This window comes from Herbaspirillum sp. C7C2 (genome assembly GCF_022627865.1).
Taxonomy (GTDB): Bacteria; Pseudomonadota; Gammaproteobacteria; order Burkholderiales; family Burkholderiaceae_D; genus Herbaspirillum; species Herbaspirillum frisingense.
Genome location: NZ_JABXGI010000002.1, coordinates 61,810 through 85,356 on the forward strand (window position 1 = coordinate 61,810; position 23,547 = coordinate 85,356).

Here is a 23,547-nt window from a genome sequence, read left to right on the forward strand (position 1 = left end):
GGAAATCGTGCCGGGCAGTTGTCACCGGCGCGACAGTGCCGCCCCCCGGCTGTGACGCTCAGGCCGCCGCCTCCAGCGCGGCCTTGCCACCATTGGCAAAGGCGGCCAGCAGGCTGGCCTGCCGCACCCGCATGGCTTCCACTGCCTTGAGCTTGACATGACCGAAGCCACGCACCTGCTCCGGCAGCTGCGCCAGCTCGATGGCCAGTGCCAGATTATCAGCCGTCAGCTTCGGCAACAGGCCCAGCACCAGCGCACGATACTCGGCGATCAGGGCACGTTCCATGCGACGTTCCTCGGTGCGGCCGAACACATCCAGCATGCCGCCGCGCAGGCCCTTCATACGCGCCAGCAACTTGAAGGCCTGCATCATCCAGCCGCCGTAGCGCGCCTTCTGCAGATGCCCCTGCCCGTCCTTGCGGGCCAGGATGGGCGGCGCCAGGTTGAAACTGAGCGTGAAGTCGCCCTCGAACTGCTGCGCCAGTTCCTTCTGGAACTGGCCGTCGGTATAGAGCCGCGCCACCTCGTACTCGTCCTTGTAGGCCATCAGCCGGGACAGATTGCGGGCCACCGCCATACTCAGTCTTTCGCTGCCCAGCGCCGCCTCGGCGGCGCGCACGGCTTCCACCACCTCGGCAAACTGGCCGGCGTAGCGGGCGTCCTGGTAGTCGGTGAGCAGGGCCACGCGACGCTTGATCAACTGGTCCAGCGACTGCGGCATCTGCAGCACCACCGGCTGGGCCGGCACGGCAATGCGTTCCACCTTCAGCAGGTCGACTGCGGCCCGGCGCCCCCAGCGGAAGGCAGTCTGGTTGGCCTGCACGGCCACGCCATTGAGTTCGATGGCGCGCAGCAGCGAGGCTTCGCTCAGCGGCAGTTCGCCGCGTTGCCAGGCATAGCCCAGCATGAACAGGTTGGTGGCGATGGAGTCGCCCATGAGCGCCGTGGCCAGACGCGTGGCATCGATGAAATCGGCCTGCTGGCCGACCGACTCGACGATCAGGGCCTTGACCTCCTCGAAGGGGAACTGCCAATCCGGGTTGCGGGCAAACTGCCCCGGCGGTTGCTGGTGCAGGTTGACCACCGCACGCGTGCGGCCCGGACGCATCTTGGAGATGGCGTCGAAGGCGCCAGCCGTCAGCATGTCGCACCCCAGCACCAGATCGGCTTCGCCAGTGGCGATACGCTGGGCGCGGATGGCATCGCGCCGCGCGGCAATACGCACGTGCGAGGTGACCGAGCCGTTCTTTTGCGACATGCCCGTCATGTCCAGCACCGAGGCGCCCTTGCCTTCCAGGTGCGCGGCCATGCCCATCAGGGCGCCGATGGTGATCACGCCGGTACCGCCAATGCCATTGATGAGGATGTTGAACGGCGTCTCGCAGGAAGGCAGGACCGGCTGCGGCAACTCGCCGAAATCGTCGGCCGCGTCCTTCTTCGTTACGCCGGTGCGTGACTTCCTGAGCTTGCCACCGGTGACCGTGACGAAGCTGGGGCAGAAGCCCTTCACGCAGGAGTAATCCTTGTTGCAGGACGACTGGTCGATGGCGCGCTTGCGCCCCAGGTCGGTTTCCAGCGGCAGCAGCGAGGTGCAATTGGATTGCACGCCACAATCACCGCAGCCTTCGCAGACGGCGGAATTGATAAAGAGCCGTTCATTGGGATCGGGGTATTCGCCCTTCTTGCGGCGCCGACGTTTCTCTGCCGCGCAGGTCTGGTCATAGATGATCACGCTCACGCCGGCGATCTCGCGCAGCTCGCGCTGCACGGCATCCATCTCCTTGCGGTCATGCACGGTCACGGCGGCCGGCAGATTGGAACGGTCGGCATAGCGGCCGATGTCCTCGGACACCAGCGCGATGCGCTGCACGCCCTCGGCCGCCATCTGCTGCGCGATCATCGGCACCGATACCGTACCGTCGACCGGCTGGCCACCGGTCATGGCCACGGCATCGTTATAGAGGATCTTGTAGGTCATGTTGACCCGGGCCGCCACTGCAGCGCGAATGGCCAGGTAACCGGAATGGAAGTAGGTGCCATCGCCCAGGTTGGCGAACACGTGCGGCACCTTCGAGAACGGTGCCTGCCCGATCCACGGCGCGCCCTCGCCGCCCATGTGCGTGGTCAGCTTGTTGAATTCGGGATAGATGGCCGTGGCCATCACGTGGCAACCGATGCCGGCCAGCGCGAAGCTGCCTTCCGGCACCCGGGTGGAGGTGTTGTGCGGACAGCCCGAGCAGTAGTAGGCCGGGCGCGGTGGCGTGTTGACCGCCTTGGACAGCACCGCATCCTTGGCATCAAGGAAGGCCAGGCGCGCCTTGATCAGATCGCTGGTATGGAAGCGCGCAATGCGCGCCGCGATCACGCGGGCGATCTGCGCCACCGAAAAATCGGCCTTGGAGGTCAGCAACCATTCGCCGCGCGGCGCGACCCACTCGCCCTTCTCGTCGAACTTGCCGATCACCCGTGGACGGACATCGTCGCGCCAGTTGTAGAGCTGTTCCTTCAACTGGTACTCGACCATCTGGCGCTTTTCTTCCACCACCAGGATTTCATCCAGCCCTTGCGCGAACTCGCGCACACCATCCGGCTCCAGCGGCCAGGGCATGGAGACCTTGAACAGGCGCAGGCCGATCTCGGCGGCGAAGGTTTCGTCGATGCCCAGTTCGGACAGCGCTTCCAGCACGTCCAGATAGGACTTGCCGGAGGCGATGATGCCCAGCCGCGCACGGGGGCTGTCGATCATCACGCGGTTGAGTCGGTTGGCGCGGGCATAGGCCAGGGCGGCGTAGATCTTGTAGTCCTGCATCAGCGCTTCCTGCTTGCGCGCCTGCACGCCCAGCGTATCAGTCGACAGCCGCGCATTGAGGCCGCCCTCGGGCATGACGAAATCGCCCGGCAGCCTGATCTGCACGCGGAAGGGATCGGCATCCACCGAGGCGCTCGATTCGACCGTATCGGCCAGGGCCTTGAAGCCCACCACGCAACCGGAATAGCGCGACATGGCCCAGCCATGCAGGCCCAGGTCCAGGTATTCCTGCACATTGCAGGGATAGAGCATCGGGATCATCGATGCCGAAAAGATGTGGTCGGACTGGTGCGGCAGCGTCGAGGAATAGGCGCCGTGGTCATCGCCAGCCACCAGCAGCACGCCACCATGGGCGGAGGTACCGGCGTGGTTCATGTGCTTCAACACATCGCCGCAGCGGTCCACGCCGGGGCCCTTGCCGTACCACATGGCGTAGACGCCGTCATAGTCGGACGGGCCGATCAGCTTGACCTGTTGCGTGCCCCAGACGGCGGTGGCGGCCATGTCCTCGTTCACGCCCGGCTGGAACTTGACGCGGTGTGCGGCCAGGTGCGGCTGGGCATGCCACAGGGCTTCGTCCAGCCCGCCCAGGGGCGAGCCGCGATAACCGGAAATGAAACCGGCGGTATTGAGCCCGGCGGCGCGGTCGCGGATCTGCTGCAGCAGCGGCAGGCGCACCAGGGCCTGGATGCCGGACAGGTAGATCGCACCGGAGGTGGCGGTGTATTTGTCATCCAGGCTGACCGGGGCCAGCGGGACATCCTCGGTGGGGGTGGCAACAACGGTGTGCACGCCGTCTGTCGCGGGGTTGCCGGTTTTCCCTTGCGGGACCGGCGAGTGAGCGCTCACTTGGGTCGCAGCCTGTGCGCAGTCGCCAGTGCCTTCTACGGTCGGCACGGTCGCTGCGGCAGGCTCAGCTGCCGAACGGATCTGCATTGCTTGTCTCCAAAATTTTGATTCAGATAGCGTCTGCCATTACTGCGCCGGGTACGGTGCATCACTGCCAGACACTTCGACCGTGGTAGCGGTCAACACAACAATCTCCGTCTCGAAAACTGCTGTGACTGAAGTCTATCCGCAGGCCCGCAGGAAGCGGAAATACCGAATGAGGATAGGGGTATAAGGAAAAACGATACCCCTGGGATGGGGTCGCAGGGTGCCTGCCTTCGTGCCTGCGCAGACCGGCCAGACACAGACCGGGGTGCAGGCATTTTTTTGCTGCCGAATGGAAAGATGCGGCAAGACGCGTTATCCTTGCGCGCGAAAGCGCCCACCGGCGCGCACTGGAACGCTTCCTGCTTGCCGCACGGCAAGTGCGCTGCGATCAGCGCCCGCGAAAATTTCCCGACCACAAGATTGCACTGGACAGCCACGACTCGCCATGACCCATCCCACACAAGAACAAATGGAACCCGATAGCACGGTCTACAAGACCTTGCTGGAATCGACCAAGGCGATTCCGTGGAAGATCGACTGGAGCAGCATGCAGTTCACCTACATCGGCCCGCAGATCGAACAGCTGCTGGGCTGGGCGCCGGAGAGCTGGAAGAGCGCCGACGACTGGGCCATGCGCATCCATGCCGAAGACCGCGAGGCGGTGGTCAACTTCTGCATCTCGCAATCCAAGGCCGGCGCCGATCACGAAGCCGATTACCGTGCCCTGACCCGCGATGGCGAACACATCTGGATCCGCGACGTGGTGCACGTGGTGCGCAATGAAGACGGCAGCCCCAATGCGCTGATCGGCTTCATGTTCGACATCACCGAGCGCAAGAAGACCGAGGCCCGCCTGATCGAATTGCAGAAGGAACTGGAGGCGCTGTCCTATCGCGACGGCCTGACCAATGTGGCCAACCGCCGCATGTTCGATTCGGCGCTGGAAGTGGAATGGGCCAATGCGGTGAGCTCACGCGCGCCGCTGTCGCTGATCATGCTCGACATCGATTACTTCAAGCAGTACAACGACCGCTACGGCCACATCCGCGGTGACGAATGCCTGAAGCAGGTGGCGCACATCCTCAGCGAAACCGCCACCCGCAGTCGCGATTTCTTCGCCCGCTATGGTGGCGAGGAATTCGTGCTGATCCTGCCCGAATGCGACGAAAAGGCCGCCCTGCAGGTGGCCCAGCGCTGCCGCAACCTGATCATCGATGCGGCCATCCCGCATGCCAGCTCGCAGGTCGCCGAGACTGTCACCATCTCCCAGGGAGTCGCTACCATCGTGCCCTCGCCCATGGACCAGCGCATCGAGTTCCTGGAACTGGCCGACCGTCGCCTGTACCGCGCCAAACAGTTGGGCCGTAACTGTATCGCCGTCGACGAGTGAACTGTACCTGTCTCGTGGCTGGGGCCGTCGCTACAATCGGCGGCCTGACCACCCTGCCGCGAGACCTCCATGCCCACCACCTACGCCTACCGACTGCTTAATGTCTTCGCCGAATCGACCTTCGGCGGCAATCCCCTGTGCGTGTTCGAAGATGCACGCGGCCTGGATGACGCCACCATGCTGGCGCTGGCACTGCAATTCAACCTTTCCGAAACCACTTTCATCCTGCCCTCGACGGTGGCCGATGCCCGCGTGCGCATCTTCACCACCGGCTACGAGATGCCCTTCGCCGGCCATCCCACACTGGGAACGGCCCAGGTGGTGCGCGCGCTGCTCGGCAAGGGCGACGCCCTGACACTGGAATTCAAGGCCGGCGTGGTGCCGGTGCGCGCGCAAGGCGATGTCTGGACCTTTACCGCGCCCTGCCCGGGCGGGCCGAAGACGGCACCCTCCCCCCTGTCGCGCGCCGAGGTGGCCGCCCTGCTGGCACTGGACGAAAGCGACCTGGCCGGCGATCCGATCTGGGTCGATACCGGGGCCGACCAGTTCCTGATCCCGCTGGTCTCGCCCGAGGCGGTGCGCCGCGCCCAGCCCGACAGCGCGCAACTGCAACGCTGGCCGGTCAGCAGCCTGGGACGCAAGACCGCCTACGTCTTTGCCTTCGACGCGACACAGCCTGGCCAGGTGCTGGCGCGCTATTTCTTTACCAAGCAAGGGGGCGGCGTGGCCGAAGATCCGGGCACCGGTTCGGCCTGCGCCAACCTGGGCGGCTGGCTCAGCGCCACCGGCCATGTGCTGCCGGCGCACTTCGCCATCGACCAGGGCGCGGCAGTGGATCGTCCTTCGCGGCTGTACCTGAACGTTGCCGCCGATGGCGCGATCCAGGTCGGTGGCCGGGTCATCGAGATCGGGCGGGGCACGGTCACCATCGATCCGGTCGGCCAGACCATGCTGGCCTGATCGCACCGGCAAGCCCGCTGCGCTCAGCAGCTCGGGTCAGCGCGTCAGCGGGTCAGCGGGTCAGGCCACCCTCCTGCGTGAGCGGGAAGATCAGCGCATGCAGCCAGTCCATGAACTCCGCCAGCCGCGCCGGCACGTGGCGGCGGCTGGCATACATCAGGTTCACCGGCATCGGCGCGGGCCGGTATTGCGGCAAGACCTCGACCAGCTTGCCGCCATCGAGCATCTTGCGCTTGGCCGCGCCCACCAGCGGCAACTGGATCAGGCCCAGCCCGGCCTGACAGGCCGCGTAGTAGGTCTCGGTGCTGTTGACGGTGACGCTGCCGGCCATGGGCAGGGTATGCGTCTGGCGGCCGTCGAACCATTCCCAGCCGGGTGAACGCCCGCCCAGCACCTGGCGGTAATGCACCAGCTGGTGCTGCGCCAGGTCTTCCAGCGTGCGCGGTACACCGTGACGCTTGAGATAGGCGGCGCTGGCGCAATTGATCTGCACCAGATGACCGATGCAGCGTGCCACCAGCGAGGAATCGTCCAGGGTCCCAGTGCGCAGCACGCAATCGAAACCCTCGGCCACCAGATCAACCCGGCGGTCACTGGCCGACAGCTCGATCTCCAGTTGCGGATGCTGTGCCAGGAAGGACGGCAGCGCCGGCAACACCACCTCGCGTGCCATGGCGCTGGACATGTCCACCCGCAGCTTGCCGGTCAGCGGCTGGCCGCCGGCACGGAACATCCCCCGCAGCGATTCGAATTCATCCAGCAACTCCTTGCTGCGCCGGTAGAAGGATTCGCCGTCGGGCGTGAGCTGCACGCGCCGCGTAGTGCGCTGGAGCAGCCGCGTGCCCAGCATCTGCTCCAGTTGCTGGATGGCCAGCGACACGCTGGCATTGGGCAGGCCCAGCTGGCGCGCCGCACCGCTGAAGCTGGCCAGCTCGGCCACGCGCTGGAATATCTTGAGGGTGTCCATCTGGTTCATGTCGCGCCCGGATTATTATCAAATATTGAAAAGTCTAATAGTAAATCAGAAATTTATTAGTAAAAACCTTCTCAATATACTGGGCTCCGTGATACAGCACATCACCCCGACCATCCCGACTTTTCCCACCAAGGAGCCCGACATGAGCAACATCACCACTTCCAGCACCCCGGCGCGCATCGCCGTCATCACCGGCGGTAGCCGTGGCCTGGGCAAGAATGCCGCCCTGCACCTGGCCCGCGAAGGCGTAGGCATCATCCTCACCTACGTCGGCAACCGTGACGCCGCCCAGGCCACGGTGGCCGAGATCGAAGCACTCGGCGGCAAGGCCGTGGCGCTGCAGCTGGACCTGGCCGACAGCACCAGCTTCCAGGCCTTTGCCGCATCGGTGAAGAGCGCACTCCAGCAGCACTGGCAGGTCCAGCACTTCAGCTACCTGGTCAACAACGGCGGCATGGGCATGCATGCCAGCATCGAAGAGACCACCGAGGCGGTCTTCGACGAACTCTTCAAGGTGCATCTCAAGGGCGTGTTCTTCCTGACCCAGGCACTGCTGCCGCTGCTGGCCCAGGGTGGCCGCATCATCAACATCTCCAGTGGCCTGGCACGCTTCTCCCTGCCCGGCTATGCCGCCTATGCCGCCATGAAGGGCGGCGTGGAAGTGATGACGCGCTACATGGCCAAGGAATTCGGTGCGCGCGGCATCGCCGTCAACACCGTCGCGCCGGGTGCCATCGAAACCGACTTCGGCGGTGGCCGGGTGCGTGACAACGCCGAGCTCAACGCCTTCGTGGCCGGCCAGACCGCGCTGGGACGCGTCGGTCTGCCGGACGACATCGGCGCGGCCATTGCCTCGCTGCTGCGCCCGGACAATGGCTGGATCAATGCCCAGCGCGTGGAAGTTTCCGGCGGCATGTACATCTGATGCTGGTAGCGACGCCGGCCCGGCGTCGCGCCGTTTTCCCCGGGCCAGCCCCCCTTCCCAAGAGCCAATTGCAAAGGCTCGCGCATTGTGTTGCGCATTGGAATGTGCTCGGGTAACATCCCCCGACATCTGGTGAGCCGCCAGACCTGCAGCGCCACGGCGTTTTGTCTGCAGGCACAGGTGCTCACGCCACGGTCCGTTCCGGCGTGGAACACAAGAACAGATGGGTAGCGTCGCCACAGCGACGATTCAGGGAAGGACGACCTGCAGGCCAAGGCGATAATCCGCCAGGTCCTGGCTGAGGCGTCCGTGTGGTGGAGTACAAACAGGGGGCGGTATTTTCAGTCACATCTTTGGCAAACGCGCAGTGGCCTGGGCAGGCGCGGCAGCGTTCATGACGGCACTGCTCACCCCCGGTACCGCCAGCCTGGCCGCCAGCCCCACCGGACCGGATTGTTCGCGTCCCTACACCCTGGCCCTGCATGATCACGGCCTGCTCTACTCGGCCGCCACCGATACCGGCATCGACAAGGATTTCGCCGACGAACTGATCCGTCGCAGTGGCTGCAAGGTCAATGTCAGCCTGATGTCGCGCGCGCGCATCTGGCAGCTGATCGAGTCGGGGGCGCTGGACTTCAGCCTCTCCGGCATCACCAACCGCGAACGCGACCAGTACGCCAGCTTCGCCTGGTACTTCAGCAACAAGTATTACCTGCTGGTGCGCAAGGATGCCGGCATCACGCAACTGGCCGACGTGGCCCGCAGCGAAAACTTCCAGCTGGGCGTGATCCGCGGCTTTCGCTACAGCACCAATGCCAACCGCATGGTCGACCGGCTCAGTGGAGCCAATCGGGTCTCGCTTGCCGGCGGCCTGGAGCCACTCTACGAGGCGCTGCTGCAGAACCGCATCCAGGGCATGATCATGGAGCCCTTCGATTATCCGGTGGTGGAAGAAAAACGCATCCGCGATGCCACCGCCATCATCAGCTTCGAGGATCCCTCGGTCCCGCATGGCCTGATCATGTCGAAGAAGGCGCTCACGCCCTCCGAACAGGATAAATGGCGTGCCCTGGTCGATGGCATGCTGGCCGATGGCACGGTGCTGCGCATCTTCACGAAATACTTCAACCCGGAACTGGCAGCTGCCATGGTCCAGTTCCAGAGCAAGCCGTGAACTGGCTGCGCCTGCTCCCGCTCCCGCTGTTGATCCTGGTGACGGGACTGGGTGTGACCTGGACCGCCTGGGACCACGAGCGCGAAGCCGCCAGCAAGGAACTGCATACCCAGTTCTCCTCCGTGCTGCGCGAGACGGTCAGCCGCATCGAGCAGCGCATGGCCGCCTACCAACAGATGCTGCACGGCGTGCAGGGCCTGGTGGGTGCTACCGGCAACATCGACCGCAACCAGTTCCGCGATTACGTGGAGGCCCTGAACCTGGACGCCAATTTCTCCGGCATCCAGGTCATCTCGATCGAAGAGTGGGTCCCCGCCGCCGGGCTGGATGCGCATCTGGCGCGCATGGCGCGCCAGGGCGTGACCGACTACAAGATACGCCCGCCCGGTACCCGTGACGGCTATGCCCCCACGGTACTGCGCGAGCCCTACGTGGGCCGCAATCGCTTCCCCTTCGGCAACGACCAGTGGTCTGATCCGGTGCGGCGCACGGCCATGGAAAAGGCACGCGACTCCGGCATGGCGACCATCTCCGGCAAGCTGGAGCTGGCCCAGGAAGGACCGGCAATACCGGCCTTCATGATGTACCTGCCGCTGTATGAGCGCGGCAAGCCGCAAGGCACCATCGAACAGCGTCGCGCCAGTTTGATCGGCTGGGTGCATGCGGTCTTCCGCATGAGCGACGTGATCGCCAGCCTCTATGGCGAAAACACCCGCACCATCGTCTTTTCGCTGTACGACGGCGTGACCCAGGAGCCCGCAGCGCTGATGTACCGCTCCGCGGTCACCGACCAACAGCTGCCGGCCCGCCTGAAGGCCGACGAATACCTGGTCGTGGCCAATCACAACTGGACGCTGTCGATGCACACCACCGACGCCTTCACCGCCCAGTTTGGCCGCAACGCCGAACCCCTGATCGCCGCCACCGGCATCGGCATGAGCATCACCCTGGCGCTGCTGGCCTGGCTGATGATGTCCAGCCGGGTGCGCGCGGTGCGACTGGCGCAGAAGATGACGGTGGAGCTACGCGCCAGCGAAGAACAGTTCCGTGCCATTGCCGACTGCACCGTCAACTGGGAAGTCTGGTGGGGCCTGGACGGCCGCCCGCGCTGGATCAACCATGCCGTGCGCGACTACACCGGCTACAGCGTCGAGGAATGCCTGGCCATGCCGGACTTCATCGGCTGCATCGTGCACCCCGATGACGAACGCCGCATCCGCGCCGAACTGGCACGCTGCATGGACGGCCAGAAGCGCGAGGATGTCGAGTTCCGTTGCGTGCGCAAGGATGGCACGGTGTTCTGGCTGGCCCTGTCATCGGCACCGATCACCGATTCGCAGGGCAACTTCACGGGCTTTCGTACCAGCAGCCGCGACATCACCGATCGCAAGCAGATCGAAGCCGAACTGCGCATCTCGGCAGTGGCCTTCGATTCACGCGAAGGCATGCTCATCACCGATGCCAACAGCAAGATCCTGCGCGTGAACAAGGCCTTCACCGAAATCACCGGCTATACCGCCGAGGAAATCGTCGGCAAGCACCCCAACCTGCTGCGCTCGGACCGCCACGGCCCGGCCTTCTTCCAGGAAATGCGCGAGAGCATCCGGCGCTTCGGCAAATGGCAGGGCGAAATCTGGGACCGCCGCAAGAACGGCGAGGTCTATCCCGAATGGCTGACCATCTCGGCGGTCAAGAACCGGGACAACCAGGTCACCCATTACGTCAGCACCCATCACGACATCAGCGACCGCAAGCTGGCCGAGGAGCGCATCCGCGAACTGGCCTTCTTCGACGCCCTGACCCGCCTGCCCAACCGAACCCTGCTGCTGGATCGCCTGAAGCAGGCCATCGCCCTGTCGCTGCGCACCCGCACCTGCGGCGCGCTGCTGTTCATCGACCTTGACCATTTCAAGACCTTGAACGACACCGTCGGCCATGAAAAGGGCGACACCTTGCTCAAGCAGGTAGCCCAGCGGCTAGTGGCCAACGTGCGCGAAAACGATACCGTGGCCCGGGTCGGCGGCGATGAGTTCGTGGTGGTGCTGGAAGGGCTCAACGAGCTGCAGCAGGAAGCCGCCACCCAGACCCGTGCCATCGGCGAGAAGATCCTGGCGGCGCTGGGCTCGACCTTCCAGCTGGACGACGTCGAATACCGCGCCACCGCCAGCATCGGCGCTACCGTCTTCCTGGGGCGCGCGGCCTCGGTGGACGAACTGATGAAGCAGGCCGACCTGGCCATGTACAAGGCCAAGGAGACCGGCCGCAATGCGTTGCGCTTCTTCGATCCGGCGATGCAGACCGCCGTGCTGGAGCGCGCCACCCTGGAAGCCGGCCTGCGCAAGGCCATCGAGGGCGACCAGTTGCTGCTGCACTACCAGCCGCAGGTGGTCGAAGGTGGACGCGTGACCGGCGCCGAAGTGCTGGTGCGCTGGCAGCATCCACAGCGTGGCATGGTGCCGCCGGGCGACTTCATCCCCCTGGCCGAGGAGACCGGACTGATCCTCTCCCTGGGCAACTGGGTGCTGGAGACCGCCTGCAAGCAACTGGCGATCTGGGCCAAGCGTCCGGCCATGGCCGAGCTCTCCATCGCCGTCAACGTCAGTGCGCCGCAATTGCGCGAACCCGATTTCGTGCAGACCGTGCTCGACGCCATCGAACGCACCGGCGCCAACCCGCGTCGCCTGAAACTGGAACTCACCGAAAGCCTGCTGGTGGACAACGTCGAGGACATCATCCAGAAGATGTTCGCCCTCAAGGCTTATGGCGTGGAGTTTTCGCTGGACGATTTCGGCACCGGCTACTCCTCGCTGTCCTACCTCAAGCGGCTGCCGCTGAATCAGCTTAAAATCGACCAGTCTTTCGTACGCGATGTCCTGATCGATCCCAACGACGCCTCGATTGCCAAGACCATCGTCAACCTGGCCCAGAGCCTGGGGCTGGGCGTCATCGCCGAAGGCGTTGAAACCGACGCCCAGCGCTCCTTCCTGGCCGATGCCGGCTGTCATGCCTATCAGGGGTATTTCTTCTGCCGGCCGGTGACGGTGGAGGCCTTCGAGAAATTCGCCCAGGACCGCGAGTTCCATATTTCCGCTGCCTAGGAGCCCCGCATGAGCCATCCCTTGTCTGCTTTCCCCATCGACCAGAAATGGCCGGCACAACATCCCGAACGCATCCAGCTGTACTCGCTGCCCACGCCCAATGGCGTGAAGGTGTCGATCATGCTGGAAGAAACCGGCCTGCCCTATGAAGCCCACCTGGTGAGCTTCGAGACCAATGACCAGATGTCGCCGGCCTTCCTGTCGCTGAACCCGAACAACAAGATTCCGGCCATCATCGATCCCGACGGCCCGGGCGGCAAGCCGCTGCCACTGTTCGAATCCGGCGCCATCCTGCTGTACCTGGCCGAGAAGAGCGGCAAGTTCCTGCCGCAAGATGCCGCCGCACGCTACCAGGTGATCCAGTGGGTGATGTTCCAGATGGGCGGCGTCGGTCCGATGTTCGGCCAGTTGGGCTTCTTCCATCGCTTCGCCGGCAAGGAATATGAAGACAAGCGGCCGCGCGACCGCTACGTCAACGAATCCAAGCGCCTGCTGGGCGTCATGGACAAGCAGCTGGCGCAGCATCAGTGGCTGGCCGGCGACGAATATTCCATCGCCGACATCGCCACCTTCCCCTGGATTCGCAACCTGATCGGTTTCTACGAAGCGGCCGAGCTGGTCGGTTTCAAGGATTTCCCAAACGTGGCGCGTGCGCTGGAAGCCTTCGTGGCGCGTCCGGCCGTGGTGCGCGGCCTGAATATCCCGCCCCGCGGCTGAGTCGGCGGGCAGGTTGGCTGCCGGCGCAGGGTGTAAATCGCTTTGCGCCGGTACGTCATGGGTATTAACATCGTGGGAATGCCCACTATCGTTGACCAATCCTGTTGGTCAACCCTGCCTGCCCACGCATCCATGACGCTTTGCTTCCCGAAACACCACCGTCCCTCACGCGCACTGCGCCGTGCCGTACTGGCGGCCGTGTGCGGCCTGTCGCTGCTGACGGCCCTGCCCGGCCAGGCGGTCGATCTCTCCCTCAAGACCCTGCGCGTGGGCAATCTGGCCCGCGCCTATTTTTCCGAACGCAACGTTGTCGGCGAAGCGCTACCGCTGATCATCGCCCTGCATGCCAGCGGCTCCAGCGGTTCGCTGATGGCGCGTGCCACCGGCCTGACCGAGATTGCCGAGGCCGCCGGTTATATGATCGTCTACCCCAACGGTACCGGTCTGGCCATCGATGCACGCACCTGGAATTCGGGCGGCTGCTGCGGCTATGCGCAGATGCACAAGGTCGATGACGTGGCCTTCCTGCGTGCCCTGGTCGGCAAGCTGGTGGCCGACGGCCTGGTCGACCGCCAGCGCGTCTACCTGGTGGGCGTGTCCAATGGCGGCATGATGGCCTATCGCATGGCGGCCGAAGCCCCTGAACTGTTCAGGGCGGTGGCCGTGGTCAGCGCGGTACTGGACGTGCCGCCCGAGACCGTCAAGGCCCCCATGCCGCTGCTGCACATCCACGGCAGCGACGACCCCTTCATCCCCTTCCTGGGTGGCATGGGCAAGCAGGAAGTCTCGCAGGTGCCGCGCCTGTCGGTGGCACGCAGCATCGAAGCCTTCATCAAGGCCGACGGCGCCAATCCGCGCCCGACCGTCAACGACATCCCCGATACCGCCGGCGACGGCACCACTATCCGCCAATACACCTATGCCAGCAAGACCGATCCGCAGGCCGTGGTGCTGTATGAGGTCAAGGGCGGCGGCCATGCCTGGCCGGGCGGCGTGGTGCCCATCATCAATGGTGGCAAGTCCTCGCAGAACCTGGATACCTCGCGCACCGTGATCAGCTTCTTCAATGCCCATGGCGGAGGCCCCAAGAACGACAACGAGGACGACCAGCTGCCGCCGGGCGCGACACCGATCAAGCCGGCGGCCAATGCTGCGCCCACTGCTCCCATCGCACCCGCCCCCCCTAACGCCGTTCCCAAGGCAGCGCCGACGACACCCCCGGCAGCCAGCCCCGCAGCGCGCTGACGTCACCACGACGAGCAAATCGCACTATCATAGCGGCAGCGTTCAACCCTCATCGCCATGACAATGAAAAGACTCCTGACCAGCATCCTGATCGCCATCGTCCTGTACTTCCTGCTGCCCTTCGTCGGCAAGCTCATTCCCCACTACCGGCTGGCTGTGATCTGCATCACGGCCGGCATTGTCTCCTTCGCCATCTCGGCCTTGATGGACAAGACCTGAGGCCGTTGCCCGTTCCATAAAAAATCGGCCGCGACGCCTTCACGTCGCGGCCGATTTTTCTTGGCTTGACCGGTCTCAGCCGTTCCTGCGGCTGGATCAGCACTCACCCTTGCGCGCATGCCCCGGCGGACAGCCCGGTCCGTGGCCCGGTCCACCACCGGGACCGCGATCATCATGGCGGTCATGATCACGCGGACCCCGACCCGGTGGCGGCCCACCGCGCCAGCCGCCGCGCTGCAGTTCCCAGCCACGCGGCCCTTGATGCCAGACCGGAGCGGCATAGACATACCCGGGCCGTTCACGCATCCAATGGCCCTGACGCCACACATGGCGATGCCCGTCCCAGTCCCAGAAACCCGGTGCCCACACATAGCCATGACGCGGCGGCGGCAACGGTTCGGCCCGCGGTGGCGGCGGCGCGCCGATGTTGATGTTGACCGACACCTGGGCCTGTGCCACCGGCAGGACGGCAGCGGAGGCTGCAAGCGCGAACAGGGTGGCGAATATTGTTTTTTTAATCATATTAATCATCAAAAAACTGAAGGTTCAGCTAAGACCTCAGCCAGGCGGCGCGGTTCCGGCGCCGCCCTGGCTGTGGCCTCAACCGTGGCCTCGACCGTGGCCACGACTTTAGTCTCGACTTCAGACCTGTATCACGCCCCCTTGGCGTTCTTGAACATGGTCTTGATGCCGCGAATGGCCTGGCGGATGCGGGACTCGTTCTCGATCAGGGCGAAGCGCACGTACTCGTCACCATATTCGCCGAAGCCGATACCAGGCGAGACGCAGACCTTGGCCTGCTCCAGCAGGATGCGCGAGAACTCCAGCGAGCCGAACTGGCGATACGGTTCCGGGATGCGCGCCCAGATGTACATCGAGGCCTTGGGTACATCGACCATCCAGCCGGCCTCGTGCAGGCCCTTGACCAGCACGTTGCGGCGCTTTTCGTAGTTGGCGCGGATTTCCTCCACGCAAGCCTGGTCGCCCTCCAGCGCGGCAATGGCCGCCACCTGCACCGGAGTGAAGCTGCCGTAGTCGTGATAGCTCTTGATGCGCGCCAGGGCCGCCACCAGACGAGCGTTACCGACCATGAAGCCGATCCGCCAGCCGGCCATGTTGTAGCTCTTGGAGAGGGTGAAGAACTCCACCGCGACCTCGCGCGCGCCCGGCACCTGCATGATGGACGGCGCTTTCCAGCCATCGAAGGTGATGTCGGCATAGGCCAGGTCATGCACCACCAGGATCTGGTGTTCCCGTGCCAGCTTGACCACCCGTTCGAAGAACTCCAGTTCCACGCATTGCGCGGTCGGGTTGGAAGGGAAGCCCAGGATCATCATCTTCGGCTTGGGATAGCTCTCGCGCACGGCGCGTTCCAGCTCGTCGAAGAAGTCCACGCCCGGGCTCATGCGCACCGAGCGGATATTGGCGCCGGCGATGACCGCGCCGTAGATGTGGATGGGGTAGCTGGGATTGGGGACCAGGACCGTATCGCCCTTGTCCAGGGTGGCCAGCATCAGGTGCGCCAGGCCTTCCTTGGAACCGATGGTGACGATGGCCTCGCTGTTGGGATCGAAGTCCACCTCGTAGCGGCTGCGGTACCAGTGCGCGATGGCGCGGCGCAGGCGCGGGATGCCCTTGGAGGACGAATAGCCGTGGGTATCGGGACGCTGCGCCACCTCCACCAGCTTCTCGACGATGTGCGGTGGGGTTGGACCATCGGGGTTGCCCATGGACATGTCGATGATGTCTTCACCACGCCGGCGCGCCGCCATCTTCAGTTCGGCAGTGATGTTGAAGACGTAGGGGGGCAGACGCTCAATGCGCGGGAAGCTGACCGGGAAGGCGTCGGCGGGTGCAGCAGAAACGGAGGAAGAGGAAGAAGAGGAAGAAGAAATGTCAGGCGAGCGCGAGGAATCGCGCGAATCGGCGGATTGCGTCATGGAAGACTTTCACGTAAGCGCCCGGAACCGTCCGAGCGACGTTGGAACACATGTTCCGCGAATGATTCTATGCGCGAACCTTCATATGCACAAGCCGGCATGCGACTGATCGCAAGACATTTTGTGCATTCCTCCCTCACCATCGGTTCGGACTGAGCGGACTGAGTAGCGGCGCAGCCGCGTATCGAAGGCGGCGTGACGGCAGCACCGCATGAGCGCCTTCGATACGACCCTGACGGGCCTACTCAGTACGAACGGTCAGCCGCGGCGCGGGCTTGTCCGATGACGAAGCCCGCTGGCAATGCGTTCATTCGTACTTGCGCGCATCCTCGATCACCTTGCCATCGTTGGGCAGGCTGCCCGGCGCCACCAGCAGGACCTCCCCGCGCAGCTTGGTCACATCACGCAGGCTACCGGCCAGCGCCGTGACATCGACCGCCGGATCAGCCGGATCCCCCACTTCGCAATGCAGGGTCATGACGTCATTGGCCATCTCGCCGGACACCACCAGCCGCGCGCGCAGGACGTCGCCATGGCGGCGCAGCACATCGGCCACCTGCGAGGGATGGACGAACATGCCGCGCACCTTGGTGGTCTGGTCGGCGCGGCCCATCCAGCCCTTGATGCGGGTATTGGTGCGCCCGCAGGGAGAGATGCCCTGTACCACCGCCGACAGGTCACCGGTACCGAAGCGGATCATCGGATAGTCGGGATTGAAGGAGGTCACCACCACCTCGCCCACCTCGCCCTCGGCCACCGGATCGCCGGTGCCGGGCCGCACGATTTCCAGGATCAGCGATTCGTCCAGCACCATGCCGGGATGCACGGCGCCGTCGCTCATGGTCTCGTAGGCGATATTGCCGATATCGGCCGAGGCATACAGCTGCAGCACCTGCGGTACGCCGTGTTCATGGAACCAGTGGCGCAGCGACGGCGGCAACGCTTCGGCGCTGACCAGGGCACGCTGCACGCTGGAGATGTCGGCGCCCATTTCCTGCGCCTTCTCGATGATGATCTTGAGGAAGGAAGGCGTGCCGACATAGGCATCCGGCTTCAGGGCCGTCATCGCATTGACCTGCAGCTCGGTCTGGCCGATGCCGGCCGGAATGACCGCACAACCCAGGCGGGCCGCCGCGCCTTCGACCATGAAGGCCGCCGGCGTGAAATGGTAGGCAAAGCAGTTCTGCAGGATGTGGCCGGCCTGCAGGCCGAGCGCCTTCATCGGGCTGGCAAAGCGCCACCAGTCGGCCGCATGGCCTTCGGGATCGTAGATCGGTCCGGGCGAGACGAACAGCCGCCGCAATTGACGTGCCGGCGTGGTGTTGAGCCCGCCGAAGGGGCTTTCGCGGGTCTGCAGTTCCTTCAGGTCCGACTTGCGCGTGACCGGCAATTGCGCCAGGTCCGCGCGCGAACGGATGGCCGCAGCGTCGATGCCCGCCAGGATGCGCGCCCAGCCCGGTGCGGCCTGCGCGCGCGCCAGCAGGGATGGCAAGGCCTGCATCAGCTGCGCTTCGCGCTGGGCCGGATCGCGTCGTTCCAGGGCGTCCAGTTGCTGCATGAATTCGGTGGGATCGGACATGGGCCCTCCCCTTACGCCAGCCAGCGCTTGCGGCGGCGGTAGAACTTCATGTCGCGGAAATTCTTGCGCCCGGCGCCGGACACGCCCAGGTAGAACTCCTTGACGTCCTCGTTATCGGCCAACTCGCGGGCTGCGCCTTCCATCACCACCCGGCCGTTTTCCAGGATGTAGCCGAAGTCGGCATAGCGCAGGGCCACCATGGTGTTCTGTTCGGCCAGCAGGAAGGAGACCTTTTCCTTGCTGTTCAGGTCCTTGACGATCTCGAAGATCTCTTCCACGATCTGCGGCGCCAGGCCCATGGAGGGCTCGTCCAGCAGGATCATCGAAGGCTTGGCCATCATGGCGCGGCCGATCGCCGTCATCTGCTGTTCGCCACCGGAGGTATAGCCGGACTGCGACTTGCGCCGCACCTTCAGGCGCGGGAAATAATCGTAGATCTTTTCCAGTTCATGCTTCACCTCGGCATGGCTGATGCCACGGGTATAGGCCCCGGTGAGCAGGTTCTCTTCCACGGTGAGGTGACCGAAGCAATGGCGCCCTTCCATCACCTGGATCACACCGCGCTTGACCAGGTCATTGGGCGTCATGCGGTCCACCCGCTCGCCCCGGAACTCGATGCTGCCCTTGGTGACGTCGCCCCGCTCAGCATGCAGCAGGTTGGAGATGGCCTTGAGGGTGGTGCTCTTGCCGGCGCCATTGGCACCCAGCAGGGCCACGATCTTGCCCTCGGGCACATCCAGCGAGACGCCCTTCAGGACCAGGATCACGTGGTCATAGATCACTTCGATATTGTTGATGGCCAATGCCTTGGCCACCGCCGGGGCGGCTGCGCTGTGGACGGTGCTGGCACTGGTCGGAATCGGTGTGGCATTCATGGTCTGTCGCATTTCCAAAAAAGCACCGGCGGCGGTGGGAGACGAGCAAAGCCGCCGGCGCAAGCGCCTACTTCATGCAGGCAGGAGTGATGCCTTTTTCTTTTGCGTATTTCGCAGCGGAAGCCTTGAACAGCGGGTGGATCAGGTTCTTGTTACCCTCGATCCAGTCCGACACCAGCACCCACTTGCTGCCGTCCCATTGCTGGATCTTCACCTTGCCCGATCCTTCGTGGTTGTCGCAGGAGGTCTTGATCTCCGGCAGCAGACCGGTGGCACCCAGGGCCTTCAGACGGGCATCGGTGATGTTGAGGTTCTCAAAGCCCCAGCGCACCTGCTCGCCGCTCATGACCTTGCCTTTGCCGAACTTGTCCTGGGCGGTGCGCACCGCTTCCACGGTGGCAATGGCAGCCGACACGCCACGGTTGTAGAGGATGGAGCCGAGCTTGTTCTTGTCCTGCATGTTGCCCTTGCCCGCGCCATAGACCACCTTGTCGATATCGGCGATCACCGGGACATCCTTGCCGGCCACGTTCCAGGTCGCCGACAGATAGCCCTTGGCGGCTTCGCCTGCCGGAATGGTGTCTTCTTCCGATCCGGCCCACCAGGAACCGACGATCTTGTCACGTGGATAACCGACCTTCTGCGCCGCCTTCAGCGCGGTCTGGTTCATCACGCCCCAGCCCCAGAAGATGACGTAGTCCGGGTTTTCCTGGCGGATTCGCAGCCACTGCGCGCCCTGTTCGTTGCCGGGGTGGGCCACCGGGATTTCCACCAGCTTGAACTTGCCGATGGAGGACTCGGCCTGCAGCGCCACGATGGGCTCCTTGCCATAGGCCGAATCGTGGTACAGGAAGACGATCTTCTTGCCGGCCAGCGAGCCATTGTTCTTGCCGGCCAGGTACTTGACGATGGCCGAGACCTGCATCTGGTAGGTCGTCACCAGCGGGAAGGCATACGGAAACACCGAGCCGTCCACCGCATCGGTACGACCATAGCCGATCATCACCAGCGGCACCTTGTCTTCGGCGGTCTTGTCGATGAGGGCATAGGAGATGCCGGTGGCCATGGGATTGATGGCCGTGCCGTGGGTGACCGTGTTCTTGTTCTTCATGCGCTCGTAGCACTCCACGCCCTTGGCGTTGTTGTACTCGGTCTCGCACTCTTCCCAGGACAGCTTGACGCCGTTGACGCCGCCTTCCTTGAGGTTGACGTAGTTCAGGTAATCGACATAGCCGCCGTAGTAGGACTGGCCATTGGTCCCATAGGGGCCGACGCGGTAGCTGGGGATGGCAATGAACTGGTCATTGGTCTGGGCCAGCGCCGGGGCCGCCGCCGACAGCAGGCTGGCGGCACAGGCGGTCGCCACTACCAGCTGCCTGAGATGCTTCATGGTCTTCATGGTCTCGTCTCCTTTATGTTGTCGTTGCCGACTTTTATCGGGCGCCGGTGATCCGGCCCCCGCCTACCTTGATGCAGTGTTGCGTCACTCGGCGAACCCTCAGTGCGGGAACGGCCAAAGACGCAGTTTTTCCTTGGCGATCTGCCACAGCCGCGCCAGCCCGTGCGGCTCGGCGATGAGGAAGAAGATGATCAGTGCGCCGAACACCATCATCTGGATGTGCGATACGGTGGCATTGGTGAACGGCAGGTGCAGCAGCGCGGCCAGCGGCGGCAGCGCGTTGTCCAGGAAGATCGGCAGCAGCAGGATGAAGGCCGAACCGAGGAAGGAGCCGAGGATGCTGCCCACGCCACCGATGATGATCATGAACAGGATGCGGAAGGACAGGTCCAGCGAGAAGCCGTCCGGCTCCACCGAACCCAGGTAGCAGAAGGCATACAGCGCACCGGCCACGCCGCAGTAGAAGGAGCTGACGGCAAAGGCGGTCAGCTTGGTGCGCATCAGGGGAATGCCGATCACCTCGGCGGCCACGTCCATGTCGCGCACCGCCATCCAGGCGCGCCCGGTGCAGGAACGCACCAGGTTCTTGGCCACCAGCGCCAGCACGCTCACCACGGCCAGCACGAACAGGTACTTGCGCACGGGGGTGTCGATGGCGATGCCGAAGAAATCGATCTTGGGGGTGCTGATCACGCCCGAGGAACTGTTGTTGGAGAACCAGGGGAACTTGGTCAGCGCCCACACCACGAAGAACTGCGCCGCCAGCGTGGCCACGGCCAGGTAGAAGCCCTTGATGCGCAGCGAAGGCAACCCGAAGAGCACGCCCACCAGTGCCGCACAACCGCCCGAGAGCAGCAGCGTGGCGACGATGGGGATGCCCTCCACCCGCAACTGGAAGTTGTACGCCGCGTAGGCCCCCACCGCCATGAAGGCGGCCGACCCCAGCGAGAGCTGGCCGGCATAGCCGGTCAGCACATTCAGGCCCAGTGCGGCCAGCGCGAAGACCAGGAACGGCACCAGGATGGCCGAGAACCAGTATTCGCTGCCCAGCAGCGGCACGGCCACGAAGGCGAACACCATGAACAGCGTGAAGATGATGCGATCCTGGCGGATCGGGAAGATCTGGCTGTCGGCGATGTAGCTTGTCTTGAATTGTCCGGCTTCACGGTACAGCATTGCATCCTCCTTGTTGCTGGATTGAACAGCCCGTTCGGGCTGAGTAGCCGCCCCAGGCGGCGTATCGAAGCCTGTGCACCGGCTGCCGATCACGGAAACTGCCCTTCGATACGGCCGTCGGCCTACTCAGGGCGAACGGCGTCAGATCGCCATCGTTGCTTCGCCCCACTCTCATACCCGGTCGATATGCCGCTCGCCAAACAGGCCTTCCGGCCGCACCAGCAAAAACAGCAGCGCGAACACATACGGGAACCAGCCTTCGATGCCGCCGAAGTTGCCGCCGAAGGCATCCTGCATCACCGGCGGGATATAGATTTCGGCCAGCTTTTCGGAAGCACCGATGATGAGCCCGCCCACGATCGCCCCGGGGATCGAGGTGAAGCCCCCCAGGATCAGCACCGGCAAGGCCTTCAGCGCCGTCATGGTCAGCGCGAACTGCACGCCATTGCGCGAGCCCCAGAGCAGGCCGGCGATCAGCGCCACGAAACCGGCCACGCCCCACACCACGGCCCAGATATGCTGCAGCGGGATACCCAGCGACAGCGCGGCCTGGTGGTCATCAGCCACGGCCCGCAGCGCCCGGCCCACCTTGGTCTTCTGGAAGAACAGCGCCAGCGCCGCCACCAGCGCCACCACCATGCCCGAGGCAAAGAGATCGAACTTGGAGAGACCGATACCGACGCTGTCCATCACCGACTGGATCGGTTCGTCGACGATGCCCAGGTCGATGGGGCGCACTTCGCTGCCGAACAGCAAGGGCCCCAGGCCTTCGAGGAAGAAGGTCAGGCCGATGGTGGCCATGAAGAGCGTGATCGGCGGCTGGTTGACCAGCTTGCGCAGCACGAAGCGTTCGGTGGCCAGGCCCACCAGGATCATCACCACGAAGGCGCCGATGATGGCGGCCCACATCGGCATGCCCTTTTCCATCAGGCCCACCACCGCCAGCGCGGCGAAATAGACCATCGCCCCCTGCGCGAAATTGAACACGCCCGAGGCCTTGTAGATCAGCACGAAGCCCAGGGCCACCAGTGAATACATCAACCCGGAGAGCAGTCCGCTCAGGGTGACTTCGAGGAAGAATTGCATGTCGTCTCCTTGCTACAGCCTTCGATATTGTTTTTATTATTTATATTATTTATTGATGCCCTGCATCGCAGCCGATCCCGTATCAAGCCTCAGTGCGAGGTCCCCAGGTAGGCCTTGATCACTTCGGGATTGCTCATCACCTCCTCAGGCGTACCGTCGCCGATCTTCTTGCCGTAGTCCAGCACCACCACCCGGTCGGAGATATCCATGACCACGCCCATGTCGTGTTCGATGAGCACGATGGTGGTGCCGAACTGGTCATTCACATCCAGCACGAAGCGGCACATGTCCTGTTTTTCTTCCACGTTCATGCCGGCCATGGGTTCGTCCAGCAACAGCATGTGCGGTTCGGCCGCCAGCGCCCGCGCCAGCTCCACGCGCTTTTGCAGGCCGTAAGGCAGGCGTCCCACCGGGGTCTTGCGGATGTGCTGGATTTCCAGGAAATCGATCACCTCCTCGACCTTGTGGCGATGCTCGATTTCCTCGTTGCGGGCCGCGCCCCACCACAGGGCGTTGGAGAACAGGCCCGAACGCATCTTGGTGTTGCGCCCGGTCATGATGTTATCCAGCACCGTCATGCCCTTGAAGAGCGCGATGTTCTGGAAGGTGCGGGCAATGCCCTGGCGCGCGATGGCGCTGGGATGCATGCCCAGGCGCGGCTGGCCGCGATAGAGGATCTGGCCTTTCTGCGGATGATAGACGCCGTTGATGACGTTGATCATCGAGCTCTTGCCGGCGCCGTTGGGGCCGATGATGGCGCGGATTTCATGTTCGCGCACATCGAAGGAAATGTCGGTCAGCGCCTTCACGCCACCAAAGGACAGCGAGATGTTCTGCAGGTCCAGGATGACCTCGCCGATGCGGCGCCCGTTGGCGGCCACGGCCGCTGCTTCTTCATCGGGGCTGGTCACGGGCGGCAGGCCCGAGGGCAGGATTTCGGAAGACAGGTGTCGTTTCATGGTCGTATTCATTCAGCGGTGGTCTGGTCGGGCTACGCTGCTGGCCGGGCCGTTTGCGGGCGCCCGGGACGGGACTGCGTTTTG

General features: G+C 64.1%; 18 protein-coding genes. 8 read left to right on the forward strand and 10 right to left on the reverse strand.

All coding sequences use genetic code 11. The features are described 5' to 3' along the window. Nucleotides 1-58: 58 nt before the first annotated feature. Entirely contained in the window at nucleotides 59-3,601 is a 3,543-nt protein-coding gene (locus tag HWE04_RS03945) for an indolepyruvate ferredoxin oxidoreductase family protein (RefSeq protein WP_241811580.1), read from the reverse strand. A gap of 613 nt (nucleotides 3,602-4,214) precedes the next feature. On the opposite strand from HWE04_RS03945, the gene HWE04_RS03950 reads away from it, so the two are divergent. Next, nucleotides 4,215-5,135 (forward strand): GGDEF domain-containing protein, encoded by a 921-nt coding sequence (locus tag HWE04_RS03950; protein ID WP_182992076.1) that lies wholly within the window; start codon nucleotides 4,215-4,217, stop codon nucleotides 5,133-5,135. Nucleotides 5,136-5,204: 69 nt separating this feature from the next. Next, a complete protein-coding gene (locus HWE04_RS03955) occupies nucleotides 5,205-6,095 on the forward strand; it encodes a PhzF family phenazine biosynthesis protein (RefSeq protein ID WP_241811581.1) in 891 nt (296 codons plus the stop codon). A 52-nt stretch (nucleotides 6,096-6,147) separates the two neighbouring features. Here HWE04_RS03955 and HWE04_RS03960 read toward each other — a convergent pair whose 3' ends face one another. Next, nucleotides 6,148-7,071 (reverse strand): LysR family transcriptional regulator, encoded by a 924-nt coding sequence (locus HWE04_RS03960; protein WP_077238102.1) that lies wholly within the window; start codon nucleotides 7,069-7,071, stop codon nucleotides 6,148-6,150. A 142-nt stretch (nucleotides 7,072-7,213) separates the two neighbouring features. On the opposite strand from HWE04_RS03960, the gene HWE04_RS03965 reads away from it, so the two are divergent. The 6 genes from HWE04_RS03965 (at nucleotide 7,214) to HWE04_RS03990 (ending at nucleotide 14,449) form a co-directional block, all read left to right on the forward strand. After that, complete coding sequence (locus tag HWE04_RS03965; protein ID WP_241811582.1) at nucleotides 7,214-7,996, forward strand: SDR family NAD(P)-dependent oxidoreductase; 783 nt, start codon at nucleotides 7,214-7,216, stop codon at nucleotides 7,994-7,996. 394 nt (nucleotides 7,997-8,390) lie between these two features. Then, entirely contained in the window at nucleotides 8,391-9,170 is a 780-nt protein-coding gene (locus HWE04_RS03970) for a substrate-binding periplasmic protein (protein WP_241811583.1), read from the forward strand. Beyond that, nucleotides 9,167-12,268, forward strand: a complete 3,102-nt coding sequence (locus HWE04_RS03975; RefSeq protein WP_241811584.1) for a bifunctional diguanylate cyclase/phosphodiesterase — start codon at nucleotides 9,167-9,169, stop codon at nucleotides 12,266-12,268. The genes HWE04_RS03970 and HWE04_RS03975 overlap by 4 nt, the downstream gene beginning before the upstream one ends. Nucleotides 12,269-12,277: 9 nt before the next feature. Then, nucleotides 12,278-12,985 carry a glutathione S-transferase N-terminal domain-containing protein gene (locus tag HWE04_RS03980; RefSeq protein ID WP_241811585.1) on the forward strand — a complete coding sequence of 236 codons (708 nt, stop codon included), beginning with the start codon at nucleotides 12,278-12,280 and terminating at the stop codon, nucleotides 12,983-12,985. A 132-nt stretch (nucleotides 12,986-13,117) separates the two neighbouring features. Beyond that, nucleotides 13,118-14,230, forward strand: coding sequence for an alpha/beta hydrolase family esterase (locus tag HWE04_RS03985; protein ID WP_241811586.1), 1,113 nt, complete (start codon nucleotides 13,118-13,120; stop codon nucleotides 14,228-14,230). 63 nt (nucleotides 14,231-14,293) lie between these two features. Then, nucleotides 14,294-14,449, forward strand: a complete 156-nt coding sequence (locus HWE04_RS03990) for a hypothetical protein (RefSeq protein WP_166757930.1) — start codon at nucleotides 14,294-14,296, stop codon at nucleotides 14,447-14,449. Nucleotides 14,450-14,545: 96 nt separating this feature from the next. Here HWE04_RS03990 and HWE04_RS03995 read toward each other — a convergent pair whose 3' ends face one another. From HWE04_RS03995 to HWE04_RS04030, 8 genes are all read right to left on the reverse strand, one after another. Further along, a complete protein-coding gene (locus HWE04_RS03995; protein ID WP_413628911.1) occupies nucleotides 14,546-14,968 on the reverse strand; it encodes a YXWGXW repeat-containing protein in 423 nt (140 codons plus the stop codon). Nucleotides 14,969-15,102: 134 nt separating this feature from the next. Next, nucleotides 15,103-16,389, reverse strand: a complete 1,287-nt coding sequence (gene alaC / locus HWE04_RS04000; RefSeq protein WP_241811588.1) for an alanine transaminase — start codon at nucleotides 16,387-16,389, stop codon at nucleotides 15,103-15,105. A 307-nt stretch (nucleotides 16,390-16,696) separates the two neighbouring features. After that, nucleotides 16,697-17,968, reverse strand: a complete 1,272-nt coding sequence (locus HWE04_RS04005; protein ID WP_241811589.1) for a phenylacetate--CoA ligase family protein — start codon at nucleotides 17,966-17,968, stop codon at nucleotides 16,697-16,699. Nucleotides 17,969-17,979: 11 nt separating this feature from the next. Then, a complete protein-coding gene (locus tag HWE04_RS04010) occupies nucleotides 17,980-18,843 on the reverse strand; it encodes an ABC transporter ATP-binding protein (RefSeq protein ID WP_006463901.1) in 864 nt (287 codons plus the stop codon). Nucleotides 18,844-18,910: 67 nt separating this feature from the next. Next, the gene (locus HWE04_RS04015; RefSeq protein ID WP_241811590.1) at nucleotides 18,911-20,242 is read right to left on the reverse strand and encodes an ABC transporter substrate-binding protein; all 1,332 of its coding nucleotides are present in this window, start codon (nucleotides 20,240-20,242) and stop codon (nucleotides 18,911-18,913) included. Nucleotides 20,243-20,341: 99 nt separating this feature from the next. Then, a complete protein-coding gene (locus HWE04_RS04020) occupies nucleotides 20,342-21,418 on the reverse strand; it encodes a branched-chain amino acid ABC transporter permease (protein ID WP_241811591.1) in 1,077 nt (358 codons plus the stop codon). A gap of 171 nt (nucleotides 21,419-21,589) precedes the next feature. Then, complete coding sequence (locus HWE04_RS04025) at nucleotides 21,590-22,504, reverse strand: branched-chain amino acid ABC transporter permease (RefSeq protein WP_006463904.1); 915 nt, start codon at nucleotides 22,502-22,504, stop codon at nucleotides 21,590-21,592. Nucleotides 22,505-22,593: 89 nt separating this feature from the next. Then, a complete protein-coding gene (locus HWE04_RS04030) occupies nucleotides 22,594-23,475 on the reverse strand; it encodes an ABC transporter ATP-binding protein (protein WP_241811592.1) in 882 nt (293 codons plus the stop codon). Nucleotides 23,476-23,547 lie beyond the last annotated feature (72 nt).